This window comes from Acidimicrobiales bacterium (assembly GCA_035316325.1).
Taxonomy (GTDB): Bacteria; Actinomycetota; Acidimicrobiia; order Acidimicrobiales; family VFJN01; genus DASXTK01.
Genome location: DATHJB010000171.1, coordinates 1 through 19,814 on the forward strand (window position 1 = coordinate 1; position 19,814 = coordinate 19,814).

17 protein-coding genes are annotated in these 19,814 nt (G+C 70.2%); 7 read left to right on the top strand and 10 right to left on the bottom strand.

Annotated features, from left to right (window positions below; all coding sequences use genetic code 11):
• The coding region (locus tag VK611_22780; protein HMG44176.1) for a DUF222 domain-containing protein at nt 1–1,269 on the top strand (1,269 nt) is incomplete at its 5' end.
• Here the strand turns inward: VK611_22780 and VK611_22785 are convergent.
• The gene (locus tag VK611_22785) at nt 1,235–2,320 is read right to left on the bottom strand and encodes an IS630 family transposase (GenBank protein HMG44177.1); all 1,086 of its coding nucleotides are present in this window, start codon (nt 2,318–2,320) and stop codon (nt 1,235–1,237) included. The two genes, VK611_22780 and VK611_22785, sit on opposite strands and share 35 nt — an antisense overlap.
• Before the next feature lie 245 nt (nt 2,321–2,565).
• On the opposite strand from VK611_22785, the gene VK611_22790 reads away from it, so the two are divergent.
• Together VK611_22790 and VK611_22795 are read left to right on the top strand one after the other, a co-directional pair.
• Complete coding sequence (locus VK611_22790) at nt 2,566–3,201, top strand: VOC family protein (GenBank protein HMG44178.1); 636 nt, start codon at nt 2,566–2,568, stop codon at nt 3,199–3,201.
• A 144-nt stretch (nt 3,202–3,345) separates the two neighbouring features.
• Nucleotides 3,346–4,536: an amidohydrolase family protein gene (locus VK611_22795; GenBank protein ID HMG44179.1), complete on the top strand. Its 1,191-nt coding sequence runs from the start codon at nt 3,346–3,348 to the stop codon at nt 4,534–4,536.
• 6 nt (nt 4,537–4,542) lie between these two features.
• Here VK611_22795 and VK611_22800 read toward each other — a convergent pair whose 3' ends face one another.
• From VK611_22800 to VK611_22815, 4 genes are read right to left on the bottom strand one after another with little or no spacing between them, the layout of a single operon-like run.
• Entirely contained in the window at nt 4,543–6,102 is a 1,560-nt protein-coding gene (locus VK611_22800; GenBank protein HMG44180.1) for an AMP-binding protein, read from the bottom strand.
• 13 nt (nt 6,103–6,115) lie between these two features.
• Nucleotides 6,116–7,156, bottom strand: coding sequence for an MsnO8 family LLM class oxidoreductase (locus VK611_22805; GenBank protein HMG44181.1), 1,041 nt, complete (start codon nt 7,154–7,156; stop codon nt 6,116–6,118).
• A gap of 13 nt (nt 7,157–7,169) precedes the next feature.
• Nucleotides 7,170–7,580, bottom strand: a complete 411-nt coding sequence (locus tag VK611_22810) for a PPOX class F420-dependent oxidoreductase (GenBank protein ID HMG44182.1) — start codon at nt 7,578–7,580, stop codon at nt 7,170–7,172.
• A gap of 3 nt (nt 7,581–7,583) precedes the next feature.
• On the bottom strand, nt 7,584–8,141 hold the full coding sequence (locus VK611_22815; protein ID HMG44183.1) for a YceI family protein: 558 nt from the start codon (nt 8,139–8,141) through the stop codon (nt 7,584–7,586).
• Nucleotides 8,142–8,246: 105 nt separating this feature from the next.
• On the opposite strand from VK611_22815, the gene VK611_22820 reads away from it, so the two are divergent.
• Nucleotides 8,247–8,699: a MarR family transcriptional regulator gene (locus tag VK611_22820; GenBank protein ID HMG44184.1), complete on the top strand. Its 453-nt coding sequence runs from the start codon at nt 8,247–8,249 to the stop codon at nt 8,697–8,699.
• Between the two features lie 16 nt (nt 8,700–8,715).
• Here VK611_22820 and VK611_22825 read toward each other — a convergent pair whose 3' ends face one another.
• The gene (locus VK611_22825; GenBank protein ID HMG44185.1) at nt 8,716–9,345 is read right to left on the bottom strand and encodes a TetR family transcriptional regulator; all 630 of its coding nucleotides are present in this window, start codon (nt 9,343–9,345) and stop codon (nt 8,716–8,718) included.
• An 89-nt stretch (nt 9,346–9,434) separates the two neighbouring features.
• Here VK611_22825 and VK611_22830 point away from each other — a divergent pair, with 89 nt between their 5' ends.
• Complete coding sequence (locus VK611_22830) at nt 9,435–11,663, top strand: MMPL family transporter (protein ID HMG44186.1); 2,229 nt, start codon at nt 9,435–9,437, stop codon at nt 11,661–11,663.
• 8 nt (nt 11,664–11,671) lie between these two features.
• On the opposite strand, the gene VK611_22835 is transcribed toward VK611_22830, so the two are convergent.
• The 4 genes from VK611_22835 to VK611_22850 are packed head-to-tail and all read right to left on the bottom strand — an operon-like array spanning nt 11,672 to nt 18,365.
• Nucleotides 11,672–12,241, bottom strand: coding sequence for a hypothetical protein (locus tag VK611_22835; GenBank protein HMG44187.1), 570 nt, complete (start codon nt 12,239–12,241; stop codon nt 11,672–11,674).
• Nucleotides 12,242–12,281: 40 nt separating this feature from the next.
• Nucleotides 12,282–14,360, bottom strand: a complete 2,079-nt coding sequence (locus VK611_22840; protein HMG44188.1) for a tannase/feruloyl esterase family alpha/beta hydrolase — start codon at nt 14,358–14,360, stop codon at nt 12,282–12,284.
• A gap of 22 nt (nt 14,361–14,382) precedes the next feature.
• The gene (locus VK611_22845) at nt 14,383–17,130 is read right to left on the bottom strand and encodes a branched-chain amino acid ABC transporter permease/ATP-binding protein (GenBank protein HMG44189.1); all 2,748 of its coding nucleotides are present in this window, start codon (nt 17,128–17,130) and stop codon (nt 14,383–14,385) included.
• A gap of 29 nt (nt 17,131–17,159) precedes the next feature.
• Nucleotides 17,160–18,365: an ABC transporter substrate-binding protein gene (locus tag VK611_22850; GenBank protein HMG44190.1), complete on the bottom strand. Its 1,206-nt coding sequence runs from the start codon at nt 18,363–18,365 to the stop codon at nt 17,160–17,162.
• Between the two features lie 89 nt (nt 18,366–18,454).
• Between VK611_22850 and VK611_22855 the strand changes: the two genes are divergently transcribed.
• Together VK611_22855 and VK611_22860 are read left to right on the top strand one after the other, a co-directional pair.
• Entirely contained in the window at nt 18,455–19,216 is a 762-nt protein-coding gene (locus VK611_22855; protein HMG44191.1) for an ATP-binding cassette domain-containing protein, read from the top strand.
• Between the two features lie 81 nt (nt 19,217–19,297).
• Complete coding sequence (locus tag VK611_22860; GenBank protein ID HMG44192.1) at nt 19,298–19,744, top strand: MaoC family dehydratase N-terminal domain-containing protein; 447 nt, start codon at nt 19,298–19,300, stop codon at nt 19,742–19,744.
• Nucleotides 19,745–19,814 lie beyond the last annotated feature (70 nt).

The following is a 19,814-nucleotide window of genomic DNA, read 5'->3' on the forward strand; positions in this document are numbered from 1 at the left end:
TGGTGCCGGTCTGTGTCCTGGTTCGGGACTGGTAGCGCCGCTTGTGGCGGTTTGCATCTCGAGAGGATGGGGTGCGAGAGGGCCGGACTGGAGTCGATGTTCGCTGCTCAACGGGTCCGTCGCGTCGCCATGGTCGATGACCGCAAGCTGTGGCGCGCGGATGGCTCGAAGGCGTGTTGGGCGTGGTTGTGGCGGGTCTGTGACATGTCGCCTGGGGCGGCGAAGACGCTGGTGAACCTGTCCAGCAACCTGCGGGCGGCGCCGCTCACCAAGGAGGCGTTCGAGGGCGGGGAGATCGACCGTGATCGTGTGGTGGAGCTGGCTCGACGTGCCGGCTCGGGGCGCAAGCCGGTCGCTGACATGTTCCCGCAAGCCGAGGAGCAACTGCTCGACGACGCCAAGACCCTCTCGTTTGAGGGGTTGGGTCGGGCGTTGCGGTACTGGGAGAGCCTGATCGACGAAGACGGCGAGGAAGCCCAAGGCGACGACGACTTCTTGTCCCGCAACCTGCATGCGTCGGAGTTCCTGCGGGGCATGGTCCGCATCGACGGCACCCTGGACCCGGTCGGCGGCGCGATCGTGGCCGGGGAGCTGGCCCGCATCGAACAAGAGCTCTTCGACGCCGACTGGGCCGCCGCCAAAGCGATCCATGGTGACGACACCCGCGGCGAGCACCTCACCCGCAGCCCGGTGCAACGTCGGGCTGATGCGCTCGTAGAGATGGCCCGGCGCTCCGCCGCCTACGAGCCCCGCACCGATTCCGACAGGCAACCGCGGCCGCTGTTTTCGGTGCACATCGGGCCCGACACACCCAGCCGGCTCTGCGAGCTGGCGACGGGCACGGTGATCGCCCCCGGCCTACTCGTGCCCTATCTGGGTGAGGCCGACATCGAGCGCATCGTCTACGGCCCCAAGTCTCGGGTCATCGACCTGTCCAAACGAGCGCCGTTCTTCCGCGGAGGGCTACGCCGCGCCATCGAACTACGCGACCGATGGTGCACGCAGCCCGGGTGCACCAAGCTCGCAGAGGACGGCCAGATCGACCACGTGCACCCCCGCAGCCACGACGGCGAGACCAGCCAGGAAAACGGCAGAGCCCGATGCGACACCCACAACCGGTGGGCATGGAACCACGAACAACGCCACGCCGCCAGCAACACCAGCGACGACGAACCCCCACCAACCACGACACCAGCTAGTGGGCTGTCGCGGAACGTTCCGCCGGTAACTATCGTCAGGCGACTTTGCGGCGGTTCTCGAGCTCGATGATGCGGGGATCGTGGCGGTCGCGGTTACGGCGCCGGATGTAGGCCTGGCTGGCTTTGGAGAACTCGGCCCAGCTGGCGTAGTCGCTGCCGTTGACCACGAACTCGACGTAAGCCCAGAAATGGCACTCGATGCGGTTGAGGTAGCTGGCATTGGTCGGCGTGGGCAGGAGCCCGACGTTGCTGTCTGCAGCCCAACGGCGGATCTCTGGGGTCCAGTGCGCCGAGAGGTTGTCCATCACGATGTAGACCGTGACCTCGGGCGGGTAGCGGCGGCGGATGTCGCGCAGGAACTCAAGGGTGACCTTGGCGGTCACCGAGCGCTTCTCCAGCCGCCCCCAGAACCGATCAGCGCCGACGTCATACGCGCCCAACAGCTTGCGGACACCGTGGGTGCGGTTGTAGGTCGCCCGCTGACGGGCCGGGCGACCCGATGGGAACCAGCCCTGCCCGGCGTGGGGCTTGAGCGAGATGGGGCCGCACTCGTCGAAGGAGACCACGACGCCGTCGAGGGTGCCGGCCTCCGCGCCCTGGTAGGCGGCCAGCACCCAGCCCTTCTTGGGTTCGTAGAGCGGGTCGTTGCTCCACTTCCAGGTGCGGGTGCGCTGGGCGGTGATCCCCATCGAGGAGAGCACCCGCCGCAGGTGCTCCCTCGAGATCGACACCACGACCCGGTGGCGGACCAGGTAGCGGCGCAGCGTGGCCAACGACCACCGGGTTCCTGGCTCTGCGAGATCACGGGGACGGGCAAGGGCAATGGCACGGATCCGAACTCGGGCCGTGTCATCGATCCTCCTCGGACGCCCGCCCCCGATAGGAGGGCGGACCGACGCCATCCCATCGGTGTTGAAGTCCCCGATCACCCGACGCACCTGGTTCTCATCGGTCTGGAGCACCCGGGCGATGTCAGGGCACGACGACCTCGTGTCCGAGGCCAGCAAGATCTGCGCCCGCTGACGCAGAGCGAAGATCTTCGAGGTCCGCGAGATCCGGCGCAGCTTGACCGCCTCTTCCGGCGACAACTCGCGAACGAACACCGACGGTGGACGAGCCACAACCAACCCCCAGGGCCAACGACAACAACTCCACCATCGTGACCGCCCGGCCCAACCCGCACGCGGACCCGTTACCTGCGCCTACTTCAGCGACACCCCACTAGATGAGTGATTCCTTCGCTGGGGGTTGGTGGCCTCTAGCCCGAACCTAGATCCGTTCGAGGGTGGTGCCGCCGCGGCCGACGCAATTCCGACATGTCGGCGTCCGTACCGTGGCGGGGACCGACGACCCACGAGGAGGCGCGATGACCGACGCCACCATCAAGGACGAGACCCACTCCTTCGACGGCCTCGTGCCGGGTGCTGCCGAGCGACCGGGCCTGCCCGCGATGCTCAGCCACGTGGCCTACATGACCCGCGACACCGCGGCCACCGCCGACTTCTACACCCGCATCCTCGGCATGGAGCTGGTCAACGGGGTGCTCGACGACGCCATCCCCTCCACCGGTGAGCCGGTGCCCTACTTCCACTCGTTCTTCCGCATGGCCGACGGTTCCACCGTCGCCTTCTTCGAGGCTCCGGAGCTCCCGCCTCTCGAACCGCCCCCGCACCCCGCCTACGACACCTTCCAGCACCTGGCGATGCAGGTCGACACCCCCGAGTTGGTCGACCGGTGGCATGCGTGGCTGCAGGCCAACGGCATCGAGGTCCTCGGCCCCGTCGACCACAGGATCATCTACAGCGTCTACTTCCACGACCCGAACGGGCTGCGGCTCGAGATCACCACGCCGCTGTCGTCCGAGTGGAACGACAACGCCGAGGCGGCTCGGGCCGGCCTGGCCGACTGGGAGGCGGTCAAGGAGGAGGCCCGAGCCGCAGGGACCGACGTGGTCGACGTCCTCGCCGAGCTCACCCGCCGGCGCAGCCACCGACGTTCCTGAGAGGCCCCGCGGATAGGGGGCTCGTGCAGCCCACGCGTGGGAATTAGGCGGCCGAGCACCTGCTCAACAGCGGGGCCTCCGGCAGCACAGCACCGCAACACGAGACAAGGCGGACCTGTCCGCTGACGTTCCTAGGAGCACATCGTGGAGATACCCAAGCTCGTCAGCGTCGACGACCACGTCGTCGAGCCCCCGCACGTCTGGGAGCGCTGGCTCCCCCGGAAGCACCGAGAGCTCGGGCCGAAGGTGGTGCGGCGGGGCATCCGCGACATCGACTACGTCGGCACCGCCAGCTACGTCGAGCACTTCGACGACGACTCGCCGACCAAGGTCGACTGCTGGACCTACCTCGACCTCGTCTACACGCACAAGCGGATGGTGGCGGCGGCGGGCTGGCCGAAGGAGGAGATGACGCTCACGCCCATCACCTACGACGACATGCGCCCGGGGTGCTACGACCCGAAGGCCCGCCTCGACGACATGGACGCCGGCTGGGTCGAGGCCTCGATGTGCTTCCCGACCTTCCCCCGGTTCTGCGGCCAGACGTTCTACGAGGGCGACGACAAGGACCTCGGTATGGCCTGCGTCAAGGCCTACAACGACTGGATGGTCGAGGAGTGGTGCGGCGACTCCGGGGGGCGGCTCATCCCGCTGGGGATCATCCCGCTCTGGGACGTGGAGGCTGCGGCCGCCGAGGTGCGCCGCAACGCCGAGCGGGGCGTCCGGGCCGTGTGCTTCAGCGAGCTGCCGTTCCACCTCGGTCTCCCCACCATCCACGGTGGGCACTGGGACCCGTTCTTCGCGGCTTGCGCCGAGACGGGCACGGTCGTGGCCATGCACATCGGCTCGTCGTCGAAGATGCCGGCGGCGTCACCCGACGCGCCGCCGTCGGTCAGCGCCACGCTGGCCTTCGCCAACGCCATGTCGTCGATGGTCGACTTCCTGATGTCGGGGGTGCTGGTGCAGTTCCCGGCGCTCCAGCTGCTCTACGCCGAGAGCCAGCTCGGCTGGATCCCGTACATCGTGCAGCGGATCGACCAGGTGTGGGAGGACAACCAGGGGTGGGCACAGACCAAGCACATCCCCGAGCCGCCGTCGACCTACTACTACCGCAACATCAACGGCTGCTTCATCAACGACCCCCACGGCCTCGTCTCGCTCGACGAGGTAGGCGTCGACAACGTCATGGCCGAGACCGACTACCCGCACAGCGACTCGAGCTGGCCCGACACCAAGGAGATCGTGACCGACCTGGTCGCGGGCCTGCCGGACGACACGGTCCACAAGATCCTGCGCGGCAACGCCATCAGGCTGCTCGACCTGGACCTGGCCTGACCGAGGTCAGCGGTTGCCGGGATCGCTCGACAGCGCAGTGCGCAGGTCGCGCTTGAGGACCTTGCCGTAGGCGTTGCGGGGCAGGCGGTCGACGAAGACGAACCGGCGAGGTTGCTTGTAGCGGGCCAGCCGCGCCGCGCAGTGCGCGCTCAGCGTCGCCTCCGTCGCCTCGCCCGGATCGTCGGCCACCACCACGGCCACCACGATCTCGCCCCAGGTCCGGTCGGACACACCGACGACGGCGATGTCCCGCACCTGGGCGTGGTCGGCCAGCGTGGCTTCGACCTCGACGGCGTAGACGTTGGATCCACCGGTGATGATCAGGTCCTTGGCCCGGTCGAGCAGGAAGAGGTAGCCCTGCTCGTCCATGCGGCCCAGGTCACCGGTGTGGAGCCAGCCGTGGCGCAGGGTCTCGGCCGTCGCCTCCTCGCGCTGCCAGTAGCCGAGCATGACCGCCGGTCCGCGCACGCAGACCTCGCCCACCTCGCCGGCCGGCAGCTCCTCGTCGTCGGGGCCCAGCACCCGCACGTCCATGCCCGGTCGAGACAGCCCGGCCGAGCCGAGGAGCTCGGGTCGATCGCCGGCCAACGCAGCAGTGTGGTGCGAGGCGGGCAGCACGGTGGCGGTCATCGGGGTCTCGCCCTGGGCGTAGAGCTGCACGAACACCGGACCGAACGCCTCGATGGCTCGCCGCAGTTCGGCCGGGGCGAACGGCGCGCCGCCGTACACCACGTGGCGAAGGTCGGGCAGCTCGGGGAGACCGAGCGTCGCCGCCGCGTCGGTCAACAGGACGATCTGCGTCGGCACCATCCAGGTGTTGGTGATCCGGGCCCGGGCGAACAGCTCGATGATCGCCGGCGGGTCGAAGCGGGTCTCGCGGGGGATCACCTGGTGCGCGCCCCGAGCGGTGGCGGCGAGCGCGTGGAAACCGGCACCGTGGGTGAGCGGCGCGGCGTGCAACGTCACATCGTGCTCGGTCATCGGGGTGAGGTCGGCGAGCCAGGACGCGGTGACGAACGACAGGTTCCCGTGGGTGAGCATGGCCCCCTTGGGCCGGCCGGTCGTGCCGGATGTGTAGAAGAGCCAGGCCAGGTCGTCACGGTCGACCGGCACCACCGCGCTGACGGCGCCGTCGTCGCCGGCGACCAGGGTCTCGAGGTCCTCGGCTCCGCTGGGCGTCGAGCCCGTGCCGGCGACCACCACCGCGGCCCGCCCGACGTCGGCGCCGAGCACGACATCGATGCCGTCGTCGTCGGCGAGGACGGCGGCGGCCGCGGCGTCCTGGACGTGGTAGGCGACCTCGTCGGACGTGAAGCGCGCGTTCAGTGGCACCAGGCAGTACCCGGCCTTGAAGCAGGCGAACATCGCTTCGAGCAGCTCGGGCCGGTTGGGCATCAGCACCGCGACGCGGTCGCCGCGTCGCACGCCCAGGGCCGCCAGCCCGCGCGCCAGCGAGTTGGACCGGCGGTCGAGCTCGGCATAGGTGAGCGTCCGGTCGCCCCACGTCACCGCGACCCGGTCCGGCAGCAACCGGGCCGTGTTCACCAGCATCTGGCCCACGTTCATGGCGGTGCGACCGTCAGCGGACGGCCGTCGGGACCTGTCGAGGGGTGAGGGAGAACATCTGCGCGAGCAGCTCGTGGGAGTGGCGCCGGTCGAGCGGGTCGGCGATGAGGTTCTGCACCATCAGCTCGTCGGCTTGGCTCTCGTCGATCATCTGCTCCAGCGTGGCGCGCACGGCGTCGGGGTCGCCGGCGACGAACTGCGGCCACCGGCCGTCGACGATCCAGGTCGGCTGGTCCTTGTCGGCATCGGTCAGCTCGCGGGCGGCCTCCGCCGCCGACGGGAGCTGCGCGTCACCGCCCACGCGGCGCAGCCTCGCGTAGAAGCCCTTGGCCGAGCCGACCAGATGCCGGGCCTCGGCGGCTGTCTCGGCGACCGTGACGTTGACGGCCAGCATCGAGCGTGGCTGGTCCGGGCCGAAGCCTTTGGAGCGGAACTGCTGGCGGTAGTTGCGCAGCGCCGCGGCCGCGCCGGTGGGGGTGATGAACCCGGCGAACGTGTAGCCGATCCCCAGTCCGGCGGCGAGGTTCGAGCCGTCCGGGCTGGAGCCGAGCAGCCAGGTCTGCGGCACCTCCGGCACCGACGGCGTCAGGGGCTTGCCGGCGAAGGGGTGGTCCTCGGGGAACGCGTCGTACAACCACGCCAGCGTTTCGAGGACCTGTTGCTGGTGGTCGGCGTGCAGCGGACGCTGACGGTCGCGTTGCAGCGCGAGATCGATGACCGGTCCGGCGGTGGCCCGGCCCATGCCGAGGTCGACGCGACCAGGGAACATCGCCTCGAGCTGGGCGAACATCTCGGCCACCTTGAACGGGCTGTAGTGGTTCATCAGCACACCGCCCGACCCCACCCTGATGCCCGATGTCTGCGTCCCGGCCGCGGCGATCAGCAGTTCCGGATGGTGCGAGGCGCCCGTCCGACTCAGGTGATGCTCCGCGAACCAGACCCGGTGGAACCCCCACGCGTCGGCGTGACGTGCCGTCTCCACCGAGTCGACCAGGCCCTGCTTCTCACCGCTGCCCGGCGCGACCGTCCCCAGCTCGATGACCGAGACCCTCATCGGCAACGTGCCGTCAACCGGCGGCAACGCCGTAGGTGACGACGTGGCGGGGCGTGAGCGTCAGCACGACGCGGTTGTCGGCGGGGGCCGGGAAGGTCTCGAGATCATGGCCGTAGTGGTCGAGGAGCCGCGCGAGGAAGGACTTGTCGGCGTCGTCCTCGAAGGTGGCGTCGGCGCGGAGCTCGAGGGTGCGCTGCGGGTTGGCCGGATCGAGGAGGAACAGCGTGGCCTGCGGGTGCTGCACCATGTTGCGGTACTTCTGACGGGTCCTGTGCAGGGATGTGCGCACGACGTCCCCGTCGAGGAGGTACCACAGGGCGGTGGTCTGGGGGAAGCCATCGGCGCCCACGGTGCTGAGGATCGCGACACCACGGGCCTCGAGGAGGTCGCGGTGCGTCGCGGGGATGGGTGCGATGTCGCTCATCGGTCAGTCGGCCGGCGGGGTGAACTGCACGTCGATCTCGACGTCGATCTTCTTGCCCAACGCGAACTTGTCGACGCCCAGCGGCATGTTGAAGTCGATCCCGAAGTCGTCGCGCAGGATCTGGGCGGTGGCGATGAAACCGGCGTGCTCCTTGCCGTCGCCGGGGTGGACGACGGCGCCGGTGAACTCGACGGCCAGGGTGACCGGCTTGGTGACGCCGTTGATCGTGAGATCGCCGTCGGCTTCGTAGTCGCCCTCACCGAGATCCCGGATGGCCGTGGAGGCGAACGTCATCGTGGGGTGGGCGTCCGCGCCGAAGAAGTCGGTCGAACGCAGGTGAGCGTCACGGTCGGGCTGGTTGGTGTCGACCGTGGAGATGTCGATCGTTGCCCCGAACCGGGTGCCGGCGAGCTCTTCGCCGACCTCGAGCGAGGCCCCGACGCCGTTGAACCGTCCCCGCACGTTGGTCAGACCGAGGTGCCGGACCTTGAAGTGGACACCGGAGTGGGCAGGATCGAACTGCCAGGTGCCGATGGCGAGCGGGAGCGTCGAGGTGGTCATGCAGGGCCTCCGATGGGAGAACTGGTCGAGTGCGTGATAGTTACACGTGTGAGTGTCACACCTTACATTGTCCCGAGGTCAACGCCTCGGCGGTAACCTGCAGGCATGGCCTCCGGCGTGGACGTCACCCACGACCCTGACATCGACGTCGCCCATCGTGACCTGATCGAGACGTCGGCTCGCTTCGCCCAGGCGTTCCTCCGTTGGCTCGCCGGCACCGCAGGAGGGCTCACCTACCCCCGGCTTCGAGTGCTCGAGGTCCTGCACTGCCAGGGCCCGGCCAAGATGAGGGAACTTGCCGACGGCCTGGGACTGACCGCCCGGAACCTCACCACGCTGGCCGACGGCCTGGAGACCGACGGCCTCGTGCGCCGGGTCTCGCACCCCAGCGACCGGCGGGCCATCCTCCTCGAGCTCACCGCCTCCGGGGTCGCCGCGGCGGAGTGCTCACTCGCCCCACGCCTGGCCGAGATCAGCGGTTTGTTCGACGAGCTCTCTCCGACCCAACGGGCCCAGTTCCAGCGCTCGCTCGACACCCTCGTCGCGGCCATGGAGTGAGCCTGCTGACGGCCGACTAGCGCCGGCGAGTGGGCAGAGGGTGGCCGACCGAGGTGAAGTTGGTGGCGCAGGCGTCGAGGGTGGTGGTGAAGTAGTCGTCGAACGAGCCTGCTGCGCTCTGCTCGATCCACGTTCGCAGGGCGAGGTCGAAGCAGGCGGTGACGGCGGCGACGACCGATCGGAGCCCGAGGTCGCCGGGGTCGATCCCGGCGCGGGGCGCGAGCGCCCCCAGGATCTGGCGCTCGGTGTGCTCGATGATGGTGTTGCGCTGGTAGGTGCGGAGCTGGGGTCGTTCGGCGACCAGGCGCTGGAGCACCGAGCGGCGCCGGGGGTCGTTGGTCATCGTGTCGACGGCCTGGCGAAGGGCTGCGACCAGCGTCTCGAACGGCGGCTCGTCGGTGGGGCGCTCGGCGATGAGCCGCCGCATCTCGTCCAGGCGCTCCTCGATGCTGTGGAACAGCACCGCTTCCTTGGACGGGAAGTAGCGGTAGAAGGTCCTGGGGGAGACGTCGGCGGCGGCGGCGATCTCGTCGACCGTGGTCTCGTCGATGCCGTGCTCGGCGAACAGCTCGAGGGCGATGTCGACGATCTGGCGGCGCGTCCGTTCGGTGTGTCTCTGGCGAAGCGACCCCTCGGGCGCGGACATGGGGCGATTCTACGTGGGCGATCCCGCGGGTGGCAGATGTGACATATGGCAATAGTGCCATCTGGCAGACACTGACGTAATCTGCGGCGATGGCCACCTTCCTGTACCGACTCGGGCACCTCTCCGTGCGCCGGCGCCGCTACGTGCTCCTCGTGTGGATCGCCCTCTTCGTCGGTGCCGGCGTGTGGTCGGCGGAGGCCGGCGGCCAGACCAACGACGAGCTGACCCTGCCGGGGACCGAGTCCCAGGAGGCCTTCGACCTGCTCGACGAGCGGTTCCCGACCCAGGGCGGGTCGTCGACCCAGGTCGTGTTCGCCGCCGAGGACGGCAGCCGGCTCGACGCCCCGGAGAACGCGGCGGTCATCGAGGAGGCCATGGCCGCCGTCGGCGAGATCGACGGCGTCAGCGCCGCCGCGCCGCCCTCGGGGAGCGGGTCCTTCTCGCCCGAGGGCAACGTCGCCCTCGCCGAGGTTCGCTACCCGGCCATGGCGTTCGAGGTCGACGAGGAGACCAGCGACGCGGTCGCCGTGGCGGTGGAGCCGGTGCGTTCGGCCGGGTTGACCGTCGAGTTCGGCGGTGAGGTCATCCCGGGCGAGGAGATGGAGCCGCCCTCGTCGGAGGCGATCGGGCTGCTGGTGGCCGTCGTGGTCCTGCTGGTGTCGTTCGGCTCGGTGCTGGCCATGGGCCTGCCGATCCTGACCGCGCTGCTCGGCCTCGGCATCGGCATCAGCGGCATCGGCGTGCTGTCCGCCTTCGTCGACCTGTCGTCCACCGCGCCGACCCTGGCCGTCATGATCGGCCTGGCCGTGGGCATCGACTACGCGTTGTTCGTGGTCACCCGGCACCGCCAGAACCTGGGGTTGGGCCTCGACGTCGAGGAGTCGGCCGCCCGAGCCAACGCCACCGCCGGCGGCGCCGTCGTCTTCGCCGGGTTCACGGTGATGATCGCCATCGCCGGCCTCGCCGTCCTCAACATCCCGTTCCTCACGGTCATGGGCTTCGCGGCGGCGGCGACGGTCGCCATCGCCGTGCTGGTGGCCATCACCCTGCTCCCGGCTCTGCTCGGCTTCGTCGGCCACAACATCGACCGCCTGCGGGTGCCGGGCCTGAGGAACCGCACGGGCGGCGCGCACGAGGGCGAGACCATCGGCTCCCGCTGGGCCCGCAGCGTCACCCGCCGGCCCGTCGCCTCGCTCGCCGCGGGCATCGCGGTGATGGCCGTCCTCGCCGTCCCCCTCGCCAGCATGCGGCTCGGGCTGCCCGACGCCGGCACCCAGTCGACCGACACCACCCAACGCCGGGCCTACGACCTCATCGCCGAGGGCTTCGGGCCGGGCTACAACGGGAAGCTGAGCGTCGTCGCCGACCTGAGCGACACCGTCTCACCCGAGCAGGCCGCCGATCAGATCGCCGCCGGCCTCGGCGAGGTCGACGGCATAGCGACGGTGCAGCCGCCCACGCTCAACGATTCGGGCGACACCGCCGTCATCGTCGCAGTGCCCGAGAGCGGTCCCGCCCACGAGGGCACCGAGGCACTCATCCACGACCTGCGGGGCGGGCCCCGCGACGCCCTCGAAGCCGAGACCGGTGCCAGGTTCTACGTCGCCGGCAACACGGCGGCGATCATCGACATCGCCGACAAGCTGGGCGCCGCGCTCCTGCCGTTCATGGCCCTCGTCATCGGTCTGACCATGATCCTGCTGCTGGTCGTGTTCCGCTCGCTCGTCGTTCCGATCAAAGCCGCGCTCGCGATCCTCGTCTCGATCGGCTCGTCGTTCGGCGTCATCGTCGCCGTCTTCCAGTGGGGCTGGCTGGCGGGGCTCGTCGGCGTCGACGAGACGCTCCCCATCGTGAGCTTCCTGCCCATGATGATGTTCGCCATCCTCTTCGGGCTGTCCATGGACTACGAGGTCTTCATCCTCACCCGCATCCACGAGGAGTACCACCGCACCGGGGATGCCACCGGGAGCGTCCTGACCGGCATCACCGCCTCGGCCCGGGTCATCACCGCCGCGGCGCTCATCATGATCAGCGTGTTCTCCGCCTTCATCCTCGGCGACGACGCCATCATCAAGATGTTCGGGCTCGGCCTGGCCGTCGCCGTGTTCCTCGACGCCACCGTCGTCCGCATGGTCATCGTCCCTGCGGTCATGACCCTCTTCGGCGAGCGCGCCTGGCGGCTACCCCGCGTGCTCGACCGCATCCTGCCGAACCTCGATGTCGAGGGACAGAACCTCGTCGAGCGCCTCGAGCAGCACGACGCCCAGGTCGCGGCCGGTCGGGCCGTCGAGGCCGAGCGCGTCCCCACGAACGTGTGACGGCCGCGTCACGTCAGATCGGCGGCACCGCGGAGCACCAGACGCAGGCCCGGTTCGAAGTAGAGGTCGCGCATCGCGCGGCTCATGCCGGTCGTGTCGGCGAGGGGCCCCGACAGCGTGACCCCGATCACGAAGAAGAAGACCGTGGCCAGCACGGTGCCGGCGTCCTTCTCCGAGAAACCCGCAGAGTCGAGCCGTTCCCGCACGAACGCGGCCAGCGCCTGGGGGGTCATGCCGTCGAGATCGTGGGCGATCTCGGTCGTCATGCCCGGGTGCTGGTCCAGCAGCTCCACGAACCGGATGATCGACAGGCAGATGTGGTCGCTCCAGTCGCCGTGGTCGCGCTCCGGGAGCTCGAGGTCGCGGTAGATGTCATGGGCCACGAGGCGGAGCAGGAGCTGGCGGTTCGGGACGTGGTGGTAGGTGGCGCCGAGGGCGACGCCGAGATCGTCGGAGAGCACCCGCATGCTCAGACCGGCCACACCGACCTGCTGGATGATCCTCCGGGCGGAACGCACGATGGACTCCTCGGAGAGCCGGTAACCGCTGGTCCCTGCGCTCTTGGGTCGTCCGGCCATCGCTCACCCTTCGTCGGCTCTTGCTCGACCGAGCATGTTCTCACGTCACGACGACGCGGGCCGAGGCCACGTTGTGGAGCTGGCGCCACGGGCTCGCGGCGTCGCCGTCTCGATGCCCGGCCACCCGCGCGGTGACGAAGTGCGGGCCGGGCTCGTCGAACGAACAGGTCACGGTGCGTTCCAGCGAGGTCGCCGTACCGTCGAGCGGCTCCTTGTCGGCGTAGGCCCCGGAGCCGTCGAGGTCCCACTCGACCGAGGTGAGGAAACCCGCGCCGGGCGGCATCTCGGCCTGCAGGGAGACGTCGACCGTCTCGCCCCCGCCCACGTCGGCTCGGATGCCGCCGTTCGCCGCCACCGACACGACCGGCTGGATGCCGCCTCGGGCCGCGGCCTCGACGGGGAGCCGGACCTGGTTGTCGCTCATCTCGAAGCTGGTCCCGGCCGGCTCGACGCCGTCCTCGACCCAGGCGATCAGGTCGACGAGGCTCTGCTCGATGATCGGCGTGTAGTCGACCAACCACGTGGAGCGGGGTCGGCCGGGGCCTCCGGGGAGGAACGTCGGCGAGATGTGCTCGGCGTTCTCCGTCCAGCGCAACCGGAACTGGCGCCCGGCCGCGTCGACCCCGCGGACGGCCTCGACGGCCTCCTTGTAGATCACACCCTGCGGCGGCCACAGCGACGAGTCGTGTGTGTGGTGCACCCACAGCAGCTTGCCGTCGTACTTCCCGGAGTACCCGACACCCATGAGCGGCGACATCAGCGGCACGGTGTGCTGCGGGTAGACGTAGCGGCCGTCGGGGCGGAGGAAGTCGAACTGGGCGTCCTCCATGGCGTGGTGGCGGTAGAAGTAGCAGAACGCCAGGAACGCCCGGTTGCTGACGTGCACCAGGTCGCCGGGCTCGACGCCGGCGAAGCGCCGGACGTTGGCCTCGTCGCGGCCGTCGCAGGAGAAGATGTCCCCGCCGGCGTACATGGCGTAGAGCTGGCGGCCTTCGGCGGCGCCGCTCACCACCTTCACGCCCGTGCCGAGGCGGTAGCCGCCGTCGATGCCCTCGACCTCGACCGCCACCGGTAGGTCGAGCGCACCGGTGAGGGTGCTCATGAAGGCGATGTCCCTGACGACCTGCTCGGTGGCTGGCGTCGTGTAGTCCTCGGGGTGGTCGACGACGTCCTGCCCGCGGATCACCCGGGTGACGGGCAGGGTGACGTCGATGAGGTCCCGCTCGACGTACTGCGGCTGGTCGTGGCCGACGTAGCCGGGCCGGGTCCAGAACGCCGCGAAGTACTCGGGGTGCTCCTCCTGGAGCAGGTCGGCGATCGAGGTCCACAGCCACATCTGGCCCATGGGGGCGGCGATCATCGGCTCGTCGCCGAACGGGAAGCCCTGTTGGTAGAGGTGCGCGAGCTCCTCCCGCTCGTGGGTCTCGAGCCCGGCGTAGGGATCGCCGGAGCCGCCGGGTTCCATGGCGTCGATGACGCTCGCGACCTTCGCCCCCAACAGGCGCTGCACGTTGAACATGCTCGCGAACGACATCGTCTGGGCGCCCCGGATGCGTGCGGTGCTGCCGTGCTCGACGATCTCGCCGCCGCCCATGAACGGCAGCGCGCCGTCGTACACGTCGGGCCCGTACTCGAGGCACATGGGGGAGCGCCGGCCGCCGCCGCTGCCACCCCACACGTAGCTGTGGTGCGGCGCCGTTCCGTAGACCTGCGCGGCGACGTGCTGGGAGAACCGTGCAGACTCGATGCTGGCCCGGTGCCCGTAGATGGTGGGATCGTCCCCGGCCTTCTGGTCGACGTCGTCGGCGATGTGACCCGAGTTCGACTCGACCATGTAGGCGCCGAGGCGCACGACCATCGACAGGCCGCCTATGAGCTCGCCCATGAACCCCCCGAAGACGTCCTCGTGGCCGGCGTGGGCGCCCTCGAGGGGGTGCAGCATCCGACCCTTCCAGTCTTCGGCGGGCGGGAAGTAGAACGTGAACCGGGTGTCGGTGCCATCGAAGCCGCCGTGCACGTTGCGGTGCCGGAGCGGGTCGTCGCGCCATTCGTCCCGGTCGATGTAGGGCTTGCCGAAGAACACGTCGGCGACCTCGTAGGAGTCGCTGTCCAGCGTCATGGTGCTTCCTTTCGCTCGATAGTCAGGAGGAGACCCCGGCCTGCTCGTGACGGAAGTGGGCGGTGCCGAGGTAGGCGTCGACGACGTCGGGGTTGGCCCGGATCTCGGCCGGCGTGCCGGCACCGATGAGCCGGCCGAAGTCGAGGGCGTAGATGCGGTCGCACGTGCGCAGCACCATGTCGACGTTGTGCTCGACGAGCAGCACGGCCACCCCGCGCCCCTCGGCCAGCCGCCGGATCGTGTCGCCGAGGCGTCGGGTCTGGGCGTCGTCCAGGCCGGACGCCGGTTCGTCGAGCAGCAGCACGGACGAGCCGACCGCCACGGCCCGGGCGACGGCCAGCATGCGCCGTTCCGCGTAGCTCAGCTCGACGGCCTTGGCCTCGAGCCGGTCCTCGAGGCCGAAGTCGGCGATGGCGCTGCGCGCCGCCGCCGTGAGGTGGCCGGAACCCGGCCGGACGAGGTCGGTGACGTAGGCGAGGAGGTCCCGTCCGTCGCACGCCGCCTGGAGGTTCTCGAGCACGGTGAGGTCGTCGAACAGCTCCAGAGTCTGGAAGGAGCGGCACAGCCCGGCCCGGGCCCGGGTCTCGCAGCTCCAGCCGGTCAGGAGGGTGCCGTCGAGCGACACCCTCCCCGCGGCCGGGGTGACGAACCCGGTGATCGCCTCGATCGCGGTGCTCTTGCCGGCGCCGTTGGGGCCGATCAGCCCGACGACCTCACCCGGCGCGACGTCCAGGTCGAGGCCCTCCAGGGCCGTCGTCCCGCCGAAGCGGACGGTGAGGCCCTGCACGGCGAGGGCCTTGGGCGCCACCCGCTGGTCGCCCTCCCCGTCGTCCGCCTCGGTCGCGACCAGCCGGTGCCGGTCGGCTGGAGGGCGCCGCGGCAATGCCCGCCGCAGTGGCGACAACCAGAACCGGTTCAGCCTCCGGACCAGCTCGGCGACGCCGTCCGGTGCGATCGAGAGGAGCAGCAGGAGCCCGACCCCGCCCACGACGACCACCACGGTGGCGGCATCGCCGGGCGAGCGGTCCGCCAGCTCCTGGCCCATGGTGCCCGGCTGGAAGCCGCTGCCCGCCACCGGCCCACCCAGCATGCCGACACCGCCGAGGACGGCGTTCTGGAGCACGAACAGGGAGGTGATCCCCCCGAAGTCCCCGAAGGACAGGACGGACTGGCGGTAGGCGACGAGGATCCCGCCCACCGCGGCGATGCTCCCGCTGAGCACGAAGGCGTAGAGCTTGGTGCCGATCACCGAGACGCCGAGCGCGGCCGCGGCTCGCTCGTTGGTCCGCACCGCGAGGAGGCGCCGTCCGGCCCGGCCCCGGCGCAGGTTGGCCACGGCGATCCCGAGGACCACGAAGATGGCGAGGGCGAAGGTCGCGTAGCGCTCGGGCGTCGCGGTCGGGGAGAGGTCGACCCCGAGCACCTCGACCTCCTCGACCACGTAGCCGCCGCGGGTCCCGCCGGTGTAGGACGGGTTGGTGAACACGGCCGGCCCGATGGCGATGGCGAAGCCGAGCGTCACGATCGCGAGGTTGACCCCGCGGGTGCGCACACCGGCCAGGCCGAGAACTACGGCGACGGGGACGGTGGCGGCGATGCCGGCCAGCGCGGCGAGCTCGAGCGGCCAGCCGCGGGAGATGTCGAGCCACCCGCACACGAGCGCGCCGATGCCGGCCAGCGCACCCTGGGCGAGGGAGACCTGGCCGGTGTAGCCGGTGACGACGACGAAGGACAGCAGCACGACGGCGACGATGATCTGCACCTCGAGCGCGATGACCCACTGGTCGGAGAACAGCACCCAGATGCACAGCAGCGTCGCCCCGACCCCGGCGAGGATCAGCCCGGGCGCCGGCCGGCCGGTGCCCACCGCCGGCATGCGTCCGAAGTGCTCGTCCTTGCCGGCGACCGACCGGCCGCGGGCGATCAGCACGATCGCCACGAGCACGAAGGGGATGGCGGTGGCGAGCCCCGGCTGGTTCCAGTGGTCGGTCACCAGCTTCGGTGAGGTCACCAGCGACTGGGCGACCCCGATGGCGATGCCGGCCGCGGCGGTGACCGGGAAGGACGAGAAGCGCCCGATGACCGCCGCCGCCAGGACGGGGATCACGAGGAAGGACGCGCTCGTCGGCTCGAGACCGGTGATCGGGACCAGCAGGATCGAGGCCAGCGCGCCCAGCGCGGAGCCGACGGCCCAGTTCGCGGCGGCGATGGCGTTCGGCGAGACGGCGAGGGCGGCGGCCGTCCGCTGGTTCTCGGCCACGGCGGAGGTGGCGATCCCGAACCACGTGAACCGGTAGACCGCCCACAGCACCGCGGTGAGGCCGACGGCGAGCAGGAGGATGAAGATCCGGTCCTGACCCACCGAGGTCCCGAAGATCTCGGTGGCCGCGTTCGGCAGCAGCGACGGGACGAGCTTCGGGAACGTCCCGTACCGCATGAACGCGATGCCCTGCAGGGTGACCAGCAGGGCGATGGTGGCGACGATCCTGGTGAGCGCGGCGGCGCTGCGGAGCCGCTGCATCACCAGGACGTGGAACGCCACCCCCACCAACGCCGAGCCGCCGAACCCGAGGAGCATGGCCGGCGGCCACGCCAGCCCCTGCTCCACGTGGGATTCGAAGTAGACGTACGCGCCCACCATGCCGATCGCACCCTGGGCGAAGTTCACGACGCCCGTGCTGCGGTGGATCAGCACCAGCCCGATCGCCGCGAGCGCGTAGAGACCGCCGGCTCCCACGCCCAGGGCGGCGAAGCGGATGAGCTCGTCCATCGTCGACTCCTCGCTCGTGACGACCGGGCTCAGCCGATCGTCACCACGTCGAGGATCGGCTCCAGCGAGAAGTAGTCGTCGCTCAGCCGCTTCGGGACACCGTCGGTGATCTGGTACAGCAGTCCCCACGGGTTGAAGGCCCGCTTGAACAGCGGGTTCGAGAGCTCCTTCGGCGTCACCGGATGCACGGCCCCGCCGGCCGGGGCATCTACGAGACCGTCGAGCGCCGCGGTCAGCGTCTGCGGGGTGACGTCACCGTCGATCGCCGGCAGCGCGTCGATGATCAGCTTGGCCGAGGCCCAGCTCAACATGGCGATCGTCGTCACCTCGGCCTCGTCGTCGAAGGCGGCGATGTCCGATTCGACCTGGTCGACGACGGGGTCGTCGTCGCCCGGGTTGATCTGGATCTCCGAGATGGTCACGCCCTCGGCGAGGTCGCCCAGCTCGTCGATGATCGGCTGCGGGAACACCGCACCGCTGGCGATGAGCTGCGCATCCACCCCGCCCTGGACCAGGGCGGTGACCGCCTGGACCACCTGCGTCGGGGTCACGCTCAGCACGATGCAGTCGGCGTCGGCCCCCGCCAGCGCCGCCACCTGGGGAGAGATGTCGGGGGTGTTCTGCGGGATGGCCGAGCGCGCCACCTCCTCGACGCCTTCGAGCTCGGCGCCCTGCTGCACCATGTCGGCGAGGAAGTCGGCCCCGTCGAGGTACAGCGTGGCGATCTTCGTGCACTCGGCCTCACCCGCGGCCACGCCGAGCCCGGCGTAGGCGACGAGCCCGGCGCTGAGCGAGAACGCGTTCGGCGCCTCCGGGTCGGCGCCGCCGATCACGGGGATGCCGGCGTCGGTGAGGATCGCCATGTCCATGCCGATCTGGCCGAACGATGCGATCACCGCGGTCACCCCGACGTCGACGGCCTCGCGCTCGCACTCCTGGCTCCGGTTGGCGTCGCCCGCGCTGTCGCAGTGCAGCACCTCGACGTTGGGCAGCTCGGCCAGGGCCCCCTGCACCGCCGGGACGGCCTCGGCCACGGTGAACGAGATCTGGCTGGTCTCGTCGCCGATCACCATGACGCTGAACGGCCGCTCGTCGGTGACCGGCGGCGGTTCGACGGTTCCTGTCGGCTCAGCGGTGTCGTCCCCCGCGGTGTCGTCGTCGCTGCTGCACCCGAAGGCCAGAAGCGACCCCGTCAACAGCACCGCGCCGACCTTGCGTCGCGTCCCCCCCACCATGTTCCCCCCTCGATTGCTGTGGCGGCGACAGCCTGCCGCCGCCAGAGCGAGCATAATCAACAGTGTTGAAATTCGCAGGAGGGAACCTGATGGAGCACGACGATCGTCTGCCGGACGACCGACCGGTGGTGTTGGAAGCGCGGCGGCTCACCGCCGGCTACGGCCCGCTCGCCGTCGTCCGCGACCTCGACCTCACCGTCCGCGCCGGTGAGGTGGTCGCGCTGCTCGGGGTCAACGGGGCGGGCAAGACCACCACGGTCCGAGCCCTCGCCGGCGAGCTGAAGCCCATCTCGGGCGAGGTGTGGCTCGACGGCGCGCGCTGCACCGCGCCGCTCCACAAGCGGACCAGGCAGGGCTTGCGTCTCATCACCGAGGAGCGTTCGGTCCTGGTGTCCCTGTCGGTCGCCGACAACCTCCGCCTCGGCGGCCAGGAGCGGTCCCGTTGCCTGGAGCTGTTCCCCGAGCTCGAGCCGCTGCTCTCCCGCAAGGCCGGCCTGCTGTCGGGCGGTGAGCAGCAGATCCTGACCCTGGCCCGCGCCCTCGCCGCCGACCCGGCAGTCCTCCTCGCCGACGAGCTCTCGCTCGGCCTGGCCCCGCTCGTCGTCGAGCGTCTCCTCACCGCCGTCCGCTGCGCAGCCGACCGTGGAACCGGCGTCCTGCTCGTCGAACAGCAGGTCCGCAACGCCCTCGAGGTCGCCGACCGCGCCTACGTCCTCGGTGGCGGCAAGGTCGTCCTGGAGGGCGGCACTCGCGAGCTGCGGGGCCGCATCGAGGAGATCGAGCGGACCTACCTCGCCACCGCCGAGCTCCTACCAGCTCGATCCGGAGGCCATGGAGCCTCCACCCCGTGAGTATGTCGATCGCATGTCGGCGGCAGCTGGACGGGCTGTGGACGGGGTATCCCTTTGCCCACGACAGGAGGAGGTCGACGCATGGATGGTCCGGCGCTGGTCGGTCGTCAGGGACAGCAGTTCGACGTGCACGTCGAGCTGGGCAAGATCCGCGAGTTCGCTCGCGCCACGCTCTCGGCCAACCCCGAGTACCTCGACGACCCGGCGCCGGTCGCGCCCCCGACGTTCCTGATCACCGCGAGGGTGTGGCAGCCGCCGGAGAGCAGTGTGTGGCACGGGGTGGACCGTGAGCTGGCCCGCGTGCTCCACGGCGAGCAGGAGTTCGTCTTCCACGGGCCGCTGCCGGAGGCCGGCGGTCGGCTGCGGGCGGTCGAGCGCATCGACGACGTGTACGAGAAGGTGGGCAGGCGCGGCGGTGTGATGCACTTCACGGTGATCACCACCGAGTTCCGCGACGGCGACGGGCAGCTGGTCGCCGAGACCAAGCAGACGCAGATCGCGACCAGCCAGGCCCCGAGCGGAGACTGACGTGAGCATCGCATGGGACGATCTCACGGTCGGCTGCGAGCTGCCGGCGAGGACCTTCGGTCCCGTCGAG

Bases quoted from the DNA above. Each gene is read 5' to 3' on its own strand.
- VK611_22815 (HMG44183.1), bottom strand. From the start codon at position 8,141: ATGACCACCTCGACGCTCCCGCTCGCCATCGGCACCTGGCAGTTCGAT.
- VK611_22820 (HMG44184.1), top strand. From the start codon at position 8,247: ATGGCCTCCGGCGTGGACGTCACCCACGACCCTGACATCGACGTCGCC.
- VK611_22825 (HMG44185.1), bottom strand. From the start codon at position 9,345: ATGTCCGCGCCCGAGGGGTCGCTTCGCCAGAGACACACCGAACGGACG.
- VK611_22845 (HMG44189.1), bottom strand. From the start codon at position 17,130: ATGGACGAGCTCATCCGCTTCGCCGCCCTGGGCGTGGGAGCCGGCGGT.
- VK611_22835 (HMG44187.1), bottom strand. From the start codon at position 12,241: ATGGCCGGACGACCCAAGAGCGCAGGGACCAGCGGTTACCGGCTCTCC.
- VK611_22790 (HMG44178.1), top strand. From the start codon at position 2,566: ATGACCGACGCCACCATCAAGGACGAGACCCACTCCTTCGACGGCCTC.
- VK611_22850 (HMG44190.1), bottom strand. From the start codon at position 18,365: ATGGTGGGGGGGACGCGACGCAAGGTCGGCGCGGTGCTGTTGACGGGG.
- VK611_22810 (HMG44182.1), bottom strand. From the start codon at position 7,580: ATGAGCGACATCGCACCCATCCCCGCGACGCACCGCGACCTCCTCGAG.
- VK611_22800 (HMG44180.1), bottom strand. From the start codon at position 6,102: ATGAACGTGGGCCAGATGCTGGTGAACACGGCCCGGTTGCTGCCGGAC.
- VK611_22830 (HMG44186.1), top strand. From the start codon at position 9,435: ATGGCCACCTTCCTGTACCGACTCGGGCACCTCTCCGTGCGCCGGCGC.
- VK611_22860 (HMG44192.1), top strand. From the start codon at position 19,298: ATGGATGGTCCGGCGCTGGTCGGTCGTCAGGGACAGCAGTTCGACGTG.
- VK611_22855 (HMG44191.1), top strand. From the start codon at position 18,455: ATGGAGCACGACGATCGTCTGCCGGACGACCGACCGGTGGTGTTGGAA.
- VK611_22840 (HMG44188.1), bottom strand. From the start codon at position 14,360: ATGACGCTGGACAGCGACTCCTACGAGGTCGCCGACGTGTTCTTCGGC.
- VK611_22805 (HMG44181.1), bottom strand. From the start codon at position 7,156: ATGAGGGTCTCGGTCATCGAGCTGGGGACGGTCGCGCCGGGCAGCGGT.